The 10,814-nt window shown below is 44.2% G+C and carries 9 protein-coding genes; 8 read left to right on the top strand and 1 reads right to left on the bottom strand.

The genetic code is table 11. The features are described 5' to 3' along the window. Positions 1-211: 211 nt before the first annotated feature. The 8 genes from trxA to KAH81_02450 all read left to right on the top strand — a co-directional run bounded on the left by trxA (position 212) and on the right by KAH81_02450 (position 5,750). Positions 212-535: a thioredoxin gene (gene trxA, locus KAH81_02485; protein MCK5832513.1), complete on the top strand. Its 324-nt coding sequence runs from the start codon at positions 212-214 to the stop codon at positions 533-535. Between the two features lie 2 nt (positions 536-537). Then, a complete protein-coding gene (locus KAH81_02480) occupies positions 538-1,218 on the top strand; it encodes a TlpA family protein disulfide reductase (protein MCK5832512.1) in 681 nt (226 codons plus the stop codon). A gap of 2 nt (positions 1,219-1,220) precedes the next feature. Continuing rightward, a complete protein-coding gene (locus tag KAH81_02475) occupies positions 1,221-1,673 on the top strand; it encodes an OsmC family protein (GenBank protein MCK5832511.1) in 453 nt (150 codons plus the stop codon). Positions 1,674-1,758: 85 nt separating this feature from the next. Next, a complete protein-coding gene (locus KAH81_02470; protein MCK5832510.1) occupies positions 1,759-2,610 on the top strand; it encodes a prohibitin family protein in 852 nt (283 codons plus the stop codon). A 17-nt stretch (positions 2,611-2,627) separates the two neighbouring features. Further along, positions 2,628-3,590, top strand: a complete 963-nt coding sequence (locus tag KAH81_02465) for an aminopeptidase (GenBank protein MCK5832509.1) — start codon at positions 2,628-2,630, stop codon at positions 3,588-3,590. Positions 3,591-3,670: 80 nt separating this feature from the next. Further along, positions 3,671-3,994, top strand: coding sequence for a hypothetical protein (locus KAH81_02460; protein MCK5832508.1), 324 nt, complete (start codon positions 3,671-3,673; stop codon positions 3,992-3,994). A gap of 18 nt (positions 3,995-4,012) precedes the next feature. After that, on the top strand, positions 4,013-4,789 hold the full coding sequence (locus KAH81_02455) for a hypothetical protein (protein ID MCK5832507.1): 777 nt from the start codon (positions 4,013-4,015) through the stop codon (positions 4,787-4,789). 112 nt (positions 4,790-4,901) lie between these two features. Next, positions 4,902-5,750, top strand: a complete 849-nt coding sequence (locus KAH81_02450; protein MCK5832506.1) for a hypothetical protein — start codon at positions 4,902-4,904, stop codon at positions 5,748-5,750. A gap of 397 nt (positions 5,751-6,147) precedes the next feature. On the opposite strand, the gene KAH81_02445 is transcribed toward KAH81_02450, so the two are convergent. After that, on the bottom strand, positions 6,148-10,617 hold the full coding sequence (locus tag KAH81_02445; protein MCK5832505.1) for a T9SS type A sorting domain-containing protein: 4,470 nt from the start codon (positions 10,615-10,617) through the stop codon (positions 6,148-6,150). Positions 10,618-10,814 lie beyond the last annotated feature (197 nt).

The following is a 10,814-nucleotide window of genomic DNA, read 5'->3' as shown; positions in this document are numbered from 1 at the left end:
TCTGTTTTCTCGCAACAAAATCTATAGCGATTACCTTCAACGGCTGGTAAAAAAATACCTTTTTATTAGCCTTCTAAGCTTTACTGAAGGCAAATATCATAATAATATTCAAATATCTATATATATAAATTATTAGTTATATTTTAGCTTGACTTTAGAAACATCGGACTTATATTCCTCGAAGTAAGAAAAATAATTCAAGGGAGGAAACGTGGCAGAGCATATTACCGATGCTGATTTTGAAGAAAAAGTTACTAATCACAATGGCCTTGTGCTGGTAGATTTTTGGGCACCGTGGTGCGGACCATGTCGTATATTGGGTCCGGAAATTGAAAAACTTTCCGAAGAGATGGCAGATAAAATGAAAATCTATAAGCTTAATGTGGATGAAAATCGAGTGACAGCTGCTAAATTCAGAGTCATGAGCATACCCACTGTTATGTGGTTTAAAGATGGCAAGATTATCGAGTCAGTTCTGGGTGCCGTTCCATTCGAGGCTTTGAAAGAAAAAACCGTTAAGCTACTTGGTGAATAATAATGTCGAAAATTAAAATCTCACTATTTACAGTACTCCTTATATCGATATTTATTGTTGGTTGCACCAAAGAAGCTGAGCAAAAAATACCGAAAGAGGTCTCAGAAGTCAAAGTCGATGTGAATGAAGAACCAATGACAGTCACGCAAGATAATGAAACTCCTGAGGCTGATACTGAACTCCCCTCTGCTCCCAAAATAGAAGAAGCTAAAGAAATAAAAAGGGTGGCATGCGACAATCCGGCCCCAAATTTCACCCTTGTCGATTTAGAGGGCAATAAAATATCCCTTTCAGACTATGCAGGGAAAGTCGTAATCTTGGATTTTTGGGCTGTATGGTGTGGTCCTTGTAGAATGGAAATCCCGGGATTCATTGAACTACAAAACAAATACAAATCTGAAGGTCTTGTTATTTTGGGTGTATCACTCGACAGGAACCACTCGACCGTTCCAGGATATGCTAAAAAAACAGGTATTAATTATCCAATTGTTTTCGGTGATCAGCATATTGTGACAGCATACGGTAATGTTGCATCGATCCCAACTACCTTTATTATTGACCGCAACGGTTGTATTAAAGAAAAACTTATCGGTTACCACTCAAAGGATCAACTGGAAAAATATATCAAACCACTTCTTCAAGTCAAAATCGCCCAACCCTCGAACAACTCCAAGGATACATAATTATGGCTGACAAACTTACTTTGTTCGCTCGTAAGGCTGGAGAATCGGGTTTTATGGCGCGCTCCAAATCCGGACACTGGGTTCTAATGGATGCTGGCAAAAATCCCGGTGCAATATTTCCCTTTGAAACCCTCTTTGCTTCTCTTGCTGGATGCACGGGCTATGATGTGGTTCATGTGTTGCGCAAAAAGAGAATAGCTTTTGACGATATCTGGATCAAGGTCGAAGCTGAAAGAGCCGAAGACCATCCTAAGGTGGCAACCAAAATAAACGTCCATTATACCATTATTGGCGATAATGTCCCACCGGATGCTGTCGAAAGGGCAATACAGCTTTCACAGAATAAATATTGCTCTGTATCCGCTATGATCTCCAAAGCAGCCCCTATAGAAACGAGTTTCGAGATAATAAATAGGAATGAAGCAAAAGCAAGAAATCCGTTGGACTTTTCATAAAAAAAATATTATATTTTTTTGGATAATCAACAACTCGTAGTATCTCACTGCGCGTTTATGTCGCTTTTATTTTAAGGAGGGGAAGATGGACCAAAAAAAAGTAAGTCTCAGATTAGCCTTACTATCTATACTTATCGTTATTATAGCGATTTTTCTTATCGCTGCGATAACCGTGGTGCCTGCTGGCCATGTTTCGATAGTAGTCCTTTTCGGTAAGGTCAGGCCCGAGCCTTTACAACCGGGATTACACTTAGTGAATCCGCTTGCGAATACAATAAAAATGGAAACCCGCCTGCGCGAATACACTATGTCCATAGCTCATGGAGAGGGTATCCGTCAGGGTGACGACGCTATCGACGCATTAACTTCGGAGGGTTTAACAGTTCGACTCGATTTGACGGCGTGGTTCCGGATCGAGCCAAGCCAAGCTCCAACGATATATAACACAATCGGTGCGGACTATGACCAGAAGATAATACGCCCTACGCTGAGAACTGCAATTCGCGATATTGTCGTTAAATTTACTGCCGAAGATATTTATTCGACAAAGCGAGATTCAGTTGTGGCCAGTATCCAAAGCCGAGCTGAGGAATTAAGTTCGAACAAGGGTGTTTCTATCGAGCGGATACTCCTTCGGAATATAATTCTCCCACAAAAAATCAGCGACGCTATCGACGCCAAACTCGCCGCCGAACAAGATGCCAAGAAGATGGAATTCGTCCTTCAGAAAGAGCATCTTGAGAAAGAGCGCAAGATAATCGAGGCCGAGGGTATCCGCGAGGCTAACCATATCATCGCACAAGGGCTTACAACTAGTTATTTACAGTGGTATCGCATCGAGATGCTTAAGCAATTGGTGAACTCACCGAACAATACAATAATAATGATACCTGATAATCTCGAAGGGTCACCGCCTTTAATCTTAAACACAAAATAAATTTTAGAAGGATTAAAATGGATAATACACTAAAGACCTCCGCCGAGGTTGCAGTCAGGGAATGTCTGACAATACAGAGCAACGAACGGGTGCTGGTGATAACCGATACAAAGCTTTTAGAGATCGGTGAGGTTTTTCTCGAAGCAGCAAGCGAAATAGCTGATTCTACAATGGTTGTTATACAACCTCGAAAAAGCCACGGAGAGGAACCTCCGCCCGAAGTTGCCGAGATGATGAAGCATTATGATGTCCTTATTATTCCTACGTATAGGAGCATGAGCCACACAGAAGCGCGTCGCAATGCATGCAAGGCCGGGGCAAGATGTGCAACTTTGCCTAATATCATGCAAGAGACCATGGAACGAGCCATGAATGCCGACTACCAAAGAATCTCTGATTTATCTATCAAACTCGCAGAGCTTATGACTCCGGCGAAAAATGTCCGGATAACAACTCCTGCAGGCACCGATTTAACTTTCTCTTTAGAGGGTAGAGCTGGTATCGCAGACACCGGCCTCGTCCATAATCCCGGAGGTTTCACAAATCTTCCTGCGGGAGAGGCATATACTGCACCAATCGAAGGCACGGCAAATGGCGTTTTTGTTATTGATGGAGCCATAGCCGATACTGGAATTTTAACCCCGGAAAATTATATAACAATTCAGGTTAAAGACGGTTATGCGATAGAGATATCCGGAGGAAAATCCGCAGAATATTTAAAATCCATAATGAAACCATACGGCAAAGAGGCCTATAATATTGCCGAGCTCGGAATTGGAACCAATTACAAAGCCAAACTTATCGGTAGTGTCCTCGAAGATGAAAAGGTTCTTGGCACAGTCCATATCGCAATGGGAGACAACCGTTCCATGGGCGGGAGTATCCGTGTGGCCTCGCATCTCGATGGAATACTGCTTTGTCCGACAGTCTTTTTTGATACTAAAGAGATAATGCACGACGGTAAGATCGTGGTAAAATAAAGCATTTGACAAATAAGTCAATTTGTATTATTTTTGCAATAATGAATCCTTTTCGAAAACAACAACCTTAGGAGGGTCACATGAAAAAGGGATTGGTAATCTTGATTATCGCGTTAGCCGCAACAATTTTTATTTCCGGTTGTACGCAACCAAATGCGGATTATGAGAAAAAATTACAAGAGCTTCAAACTGAAAACATGGAGCTTAAAGGAAAAGTTGCCGAACTCGAGACCAAAATAACCGAGTTCGAAGCTGGCGAAACCGCCGAAGAGATGGAAGAGGGCGAAGAGGTTAAAGAAGAAGTGAAGGAAGAGGAAAAAGAAACCACAACCGAAGCAAAGAAAGCCGAGCCCGAGAAGAAAAAGAGCGCTGCGGGAAAGAAAAAGGCTGCGCGGGTTAATTAATCAATGAAAGGACACAGCATGAAGAAACTATTTCTATTATTGCTCGCAATCCCCTTAGCATTAGTTATGATGGGCTCTGATTGTGACGAGCCAACAGACGCTATCGATGCGCCTAATGCCGCTACTCTTGTTGGCGACGCATCGAATCATCTAGATTTAATTATTAGCTGGTCACCCAGCTCAACGAGTGACATCGACGGTTACAGGGTTTATTTTGCTGGTGCAACTGAACCCCTTTGGGAAGGCATGGGCACATCTTTCACCCATTCAAGTCCAACACTCGGAACCTACGAGATCGTGGCTTACATGGACGACGATGAATCCGATCCTTTGACCTTCGACACTGAGGATTATGTTCACATGTCCACCGGTGCTGAGATATATCGTTTTGATGTTTCGGGTCAACCTTCCGCTTATGGCTGGGATCTTTCTAATGGCAGCGGTGCTAACAAAAACTTCACAACCGCTAATGCCGGTGAGATTGATATCTGGTATGATAATGACGAAACAATCAATAGTTGTAGCGGGTATGGTGGAGATTTCGTCAATGTTACTGGTATCTACACTTCTCCAACTACATATTCGAGCATTTCGACTGCGCCTTATATTGACGACGTGTCTTATAACAATTTCGAGGACATTGGTGCAAATTATAGCTATTGTGTTTATATCAAAAAGCAAATGGCTTATGGCTACTATGGAAAAATGGAGATCACGGATTGGGACATGACAGCTCATAAAATCACTTTCAGTTGGACAATCCAAACTATTGCTAAGTGGAGGCTTCTCGATTAATCGAGCATTTACCCTTTTTAAAAGAGACTGAACTTGTTCGGTCTCTTTTTTTGTTTTCGTTTGCGATTAATAATTAATTTTACTATATTTATAAAAACTTTAAGGAGGACATATGAGAAAAACTTTATTTCTATTATCGTTTTGTGCGATAATTATGCTTGTTGTATTTGGATGTGAAAAATCCACCGACCCGGAGCCTGAACCAGAGGTTTTCGATCCGCCTACTGGTATGGTTTATGTTACCTATCAAGATTCAGTTAAGCTCACCTGGAATCCTTCGCCCGATGAAGGTGAAACCGGATTCACAGGATACAAAATTTACCATCGTGTTAATGCCGATTTTTCAGGTCTTACATCTGAAGAGATGGAAACGCACTATATGGGTATTATCGTCAACAACACAGAAATCGTTATTTCCGGTTTGAGTAGTGTAAGCAAACACTATTTTACTGCCCGTTCTATCAAGATCGAAGGCGATGATACGACGCTATCTTCTAATTCAAATACTGTAGATACTTCACCAACCATTTGGTTTTCTGACACACTTTGGGAATCCACCGGAGGCGATAGCGCTTTCTCCTCCGTCGATTTCGATGCTCAGGTCGTTTATCCTATGAACCTTGCCTATTTAACATTTATCGATCTCTACCTCGGTGTTGACGATTCTAATTATCTTACGCTTAAATCTCCCTCCCTTTTCGGGACTGAATGGGCTACTAGGGAGGCTTCTGTCAAACGCCTTGGTATAGCCACCGCCGGTCTTTCGTCTTTCGGATCTTCTGGAACTATTGGCACGGCAAGATCTCAGACCCTTACACAACCTGGAACTACATTTGCAATTAAAATTGGTAGCCACTACACAAAGTTTTATTTTGTGAATTTTGTCGGTGGAGCCTATCCAGACAGAGGTATTTATTTCCAAGCGGCTTATCAAGAAGTCGAGGATTACGATCATTTCTAAATTGATCTATTAATATCTACTTTCTTTAAAGGCGGCTACTCAGCCGCCTTTTTCTTAATTAGATTATCTAGATACATCCGGGGAGGCGTCGATATTCTATGGGTCTTTGGAAAGCTCGTTTTCCAAAGACCCATAGAATTAGCGTCAGGCCGGAGGCCGGAATAAATTGGCTTACAAACCATTATTTTCCTCCGGCCTGCCGCTTCGTTGCCCATTTATGTGCAACGCTCGACACCCCCCTTAATTTAGTAGAACAATAAAGAACACATTCTAACATCAATTTTAATATAATTTATTTCTTTTATTTTCTCCACACGTGAAAATAAATTTAAATATTGGTGTAAAAAAAAGCCCACCTTTCGGCGGGCTTTTTATTATCGTGGTTTTCATTCAGAATTTAGCGAATAAGAACCATTCTGCCAGATGCTTTAAAATCTCCAGCATTCATTCTATAGAAATAGACTCCACTGGAAACTTCACGATCATAATCGTCGTTTCCGTTCCAGATAACACGGTGTGTGCCCGGAGCGAAATCGCCATCGGCAACGGTGCTTATCTTGCGTCCCATCATATCGAACACTTCGAGTGTCACTTTTGAATCACTCGGAATGTCGAATGTTATGCCACAAGCAGCATTGAATGGGTTCGGAGCTGCGCCCTTAAGTGCATAATCGCTCGGAACTTCAACACGACGTTTCGCTGTGTAAGTGCCTGGATCGAGAATCGCTCTTCCATCGACGTTAAGGTCGATTTCTTGGCCCATTCCCTCTAGAATGAGTCCCTCTGGAGCATTTCCTGTCCAGGTAAACTCGACCGGTGTCTGAGAATTCACAACGATCGTCCAACCGTCGCTATTGCGAATGTCCTTAATTAGGCGACCATATTTGGTTCCCTCAATATAGACATCGAATGTGGCACCCGGAAGGGCCGGCGGTATCGGTATATCGAGACCGCGTTCGTATTCGGCGGTAGCCTCGGCATGCCCACCGATGGTTATTTCACGAACCGCATCACCAGCGAAATTCATCGTGGTTGTCCACTCAGGTTCGCCTTCGAAACCAGGTAGAGCTTTCGCGCCACGGGCATAGCTCGCGGAAACAGTAAGCTCACAGGTTAAGAAAGGAGCCGGAGGATCGACGAGATTCCAATAGCCCATCCCAGCAACAATAACATCGGAGAAGGCATAAGAACCTGCTGCCGGATCGAGATAGTAAACGATCGGCTCACAGCTACCATCAGGTGTGTCATCAGGATCGAGGAATGAAACTCCACCGAAGTCATAAACACTACCAATAGTGTTCCAACCCTTTATCAGATCGACAGTATATTCGGTAATAGGAATCCCGGGAACCGTGAAATAACAGGGATCCGGGTCTTCAGGGCCAGGTGTATAAAGAACCATATAAGCACGTCCCGGATGAACTATAGCCGGATGAACATAAGGCGGTGTTCCGCCTGTGTATTCCCAAATATCAGCAGGGTTTACCATCGGGAAAACAGCCTCGATACTCGGGTCAACTGGCGCAACCGGAACTGAAATCAAATTCCAGCCTCCAGCTACCATCATCACACGACGAGTCACATTTATTAGAATAACCTCGCCAGGTTCAAAGCAATATTCACCGGTTCCGAGCATGTCAACAGTTCCGTTGATAACAAAGCTGCCGAGAGCTGGAAGTGCAGTGGGATCCCAGTGAATACAACCACTCTGAGAACCAGTATACATAGTCCACTCCCAGGTGTCGGAGTCCAGGCCAAGATAGTCTTGCCTGAGCGGAGTTCCAGCGCCTGGAGTTAAGAACGAAAGCGGCGTCTCGGTCGGTGGGAACGGCGGAAGTAGCTCATCGAGACCAGCGTCGTATTCTTCGGTTCCACCAAAGAAAGCACCGAATCCATAAACATCCACCATAGTCGATTCGTCACACCAATATTCAAGATCGACCATCCAACCTGGATTCACGAAGAACTCATATTGATAGAGGCCAAGAATATTCGGATCGGGGCAAGCATATTCAGGAGCATCTGCAGTAGCAATGCTAACCATAACACGATATACCTCGAAATCAAATGTAATACCGGCAACCGCCATATCGAGCCAAAGCTCATTTAAGTCGGCATCCCAGATGAACACGCCGGGGAAGGTCGCTTCATCTACTATATATGTGACGAAGGTAGTTTCATCGGTGTAAACATCTATAACAAACTGCGTGAACAGCGGATCGAGTCCAGCCATATCATCGGTTCCGATCTTTAGGAACTCAGGCACAACGATAGCTGTGCTGCCATCGAGCGGATCGGTCAAAGTAATGGCAGGAGCGGTGTAGTCCGCATAGAATCCACCGGAAAGCGGCGTTTCATCGTCTATATTACCAGCAACATCGGAAAGCCTGTTAAGAGCCCAGGTAACCAAACCCTCAGGATAATCCTCAGTCGGTGTAAATGAAAGGTAAGTTCCATCCCAAGTGAGTCTTGGGTCGCCCCAGTCGATAACTACATGGTTAACTGTCATTCTAAACATTGTAGGATCGACGCCATAATCATCGGTGATTTCGATAACGATTGGCTGCATTGGACAAGCCGATACTGTCATATTGAGAGGCTCGACGACTTCAACAGCCGGAACATGATTATCGACAGTGAAGCTCCAGCAGTAGGGAAGATCGAGAGCAATGTTGCCCCAAATCCCACAACGGTGATTTGGATTATCGTATGCCTCGTTGAGACAAACATTAACAACAGAACCATGATCGTAGTAGAAACCTTCGATCTCAGTATCGATTGTGATTCTTCCACCACCAAAAATATCTTCCCAGAAAACACCGGGATCGATAAGCGGATTAAAGTTAACACCGCGAAGCTGAACGCTCACGCCGTTAGGATCTACCATCCCGCAAACCGCATCCAAAACATCGATAGAGAAAACCGGATACGGGCCACCAGCGATACCACCATCGGCGGGCATTGTCGAGCCCGCGAACGGACCAGAGTAATCCACCCAGAAACGCCAGCTGTGAGGACCTCCCCAAAGCGGATTGGCAAGCCAATCCATAGCTTCGAGAATCGTGCAGTTAACCTCCATGGCATCGGTGAAATTAATCAAACTCGGCGGAACAAGCGCCATATCGAGAAGGAAGCGAGAAGGAAGCGAAATATCCTGATAGAACGGGAATACTTCAGTCGTTTCGGTAATCACATGACCACCAATAATCGCAACAGTTTCGATAACGGTTATGTCGTAATTAACATCAAAGATAACATCCTCAACCTGGAAAAGAACCGAGGTCGGGTTAATTCCATCGGGATCAATAAGTTCGAAACTTATCTGAGGAGCTTGACAACTTGTAAACTCGGCAACTCCCGGGATTAAATTGTCAGCCATTGGACCATCAGCAACATAGAAAGTCCAGCTGAAAGAAGGATGCGAAAGATGATTAGCATCACAGAATTCCGTTGAATCCATAACATCCCAGATGGTTACGGTGATTGTGTCACCCTGTAACCAGGCGATACCGCCCATATTGGGATAATAGGTCATCGTTAAACCATCATAAGTGATCTCTCTGGTTGTAACGGCGTTCCATGCATCGTATTCAATATATTCGCCGCCAGATGTCTCGATAATGAAGTGAACCGTCGAAGGATCGACAGCGCCCCATGTATCGGTCATATCCCAGCTGATCGACTCTTCTAAGTCTCTGGTAACATAGCTCGGAACAGGAACAGGGTTCGAGATAGCCGGGCCGGTGTTATCGAAACGAAGCTTCCACGATGTCCACGAATATGCACCCCAATCCCAATCGGTAGCCGGATTGCCATAAATATCATTTATAACCGGCGAAAAGACTGTAAAAACAACCCCTTCATACCATTGTGGGTTCGGCGAGAATGTGAAAACAACCTCATTAACGATCTCGGTTGTATCAGTCGTAACCGAATCGATAACCGTGTAAACTTCGTATGAATCGAGAGTATCCACAACCATACGATAGTTACCCCAGTTATACCTTACATCATTAACCATGATGTAGAATGAGGAAAGATCAAGACCGTTTTCATCGATAATGCGCCATGTGAGCTGAAGGTCAGAACATCCCGTCCAGATAATATCGCGGACAAAAGGAATCGGCTCGACTGGGAAGCACTCAGGACCATCAGCATCGACAAAGAACCCGAATTCAGGCCCCGGAACAGCAACATTAGAAGCACCATAATGAGGAGCATCCTGAGCTGCCATGAGTTCGACTGTCACCCAATCGTTCTCTTCCCAAGCGATTCCAGCCGTGGCGGGATCGAATTCAAAGAGATAACCACCATCGACTGCAGTGAGCGTAACACCCACAGAAGCCATAGTATAAGGAATATCCTTAATCTCGACGACTATCGAGGCGGGATCTATAACGCCAAAATCGTCGGTGATGGTGACTGAAATAGGTTCCAAAACATCGGTTGTAAGAATAGGTTCTGTCTCATCGATAACGCCAGGTGTGCGCGCGCTCATATAAGGAGCGGACAAATCGACATTAAACTCAGTTTCTAAAGGTGTCCCAATAACTGGGTCACCAACCAAGTCAAGAGCAGAAAGGCTAAGCGTGTGAACACCTTCAGTCCAGACTCCCGGGACAATGTCATAAATCAAGTTGACTATCGTCCATTCGAGGCCCGCACCAATAGTGTAATCGGTTCCATCGACACTCAATACGACCGTAGCTTGGTCGATATCCTCCGGCGCACTGAAGACATAAGAAACAAGCTGGTCTTCATCGGCCGTGGTGAGACCGTCGATGGGTTGGGTAATCGCGACTCCCTGGGCTAACAAACCACCAACAAGGAGCAACATTAAAATAATTGCTGTAGCGTGCTTACGCATCGCATACCCTCCATTCGTTTTTTGGGTTATTAATTACTGTTAATTACGTTTTACGGATATAGTTATACCTTCCGCAAGACTTCGGGATAAGTTAAATCTCAATACCTTATATGTCAAGAACAAAATCTCGCCTTAAGCTATATAAATAAAATTTCTTGATGCATTAATTTTGCATCATTAAAAAAAGACCCCCGTTA

The organism is bacterium (assembly GCA_023145965.1).
GTDB lineage: Bacteria > UBP14 > UBA6098 > UBA6098 > UBA6098 > UBA6098.
The sequence above is the reverse complement of the archived record's forward strand: the minus strand, read 5'-3'. Positions and strand labels throughout refer to the sequence as shown.

Excerpts from the sequence above, each read along its gene's own strand:
- KAH81_02465 (MCK5832509.1), top strand. The coding sequence starts at position 2,628 with ATGGATAATACACTAAAGACCTCCGCCGAGGTTGCAGTCAGGGAATGT.
- KAH81_02445 (MCK5832505.1), bottom strand. The coding sequence starts at position 10,617 with ATGCGTAAGCACGCTACAGCAATTATTTTAATGTTGCTCCTTGTTGGT.
- KAH81_02460 (MCK5832508.1), top strand. The coding sequence starts at position 3,671 with ATGAAAAAGGGATTGGTAATCTTGATTATCGCGTTAGCCGCAACAATT.
- KAH81_02480 (MCK5832512.1), top strand. The coding sequence starts at position 538 with ATGTCGAAAATTAAAATCTCACTATTTACAGTACTCCTTATATCGATA.
- KAH81_02455 (MCK5832507.1), top strand. The coding sequence starts at position 4,013 with ATGAAGAAACTATTTCTATTATTGCTCGCAATCCCCTTAGCATTAGTT.
- KAH81_02450 (MCK5832506.1), top strand. The coding sequence starts at position 4,902 with ATGAGAAAAACTTTATTTCTATTATCGTTTTGTGCGATAATTATGCTT.
- KAH81_02470 (MCK5832510.1), top strand. The coding sequence starts at position 1,759 with ATGGACCAAAAAAAAGTAAGTCTCAGATTAGCCTTACTATCTATACTT.
- KAH81_02475 (MCK5832511.1), top strand. The coding sequence starts at position 1,221 with ATGGCTGACAAACTTACTTTGTTCGCTCGTAAGGCTGGAGAATCGGGT.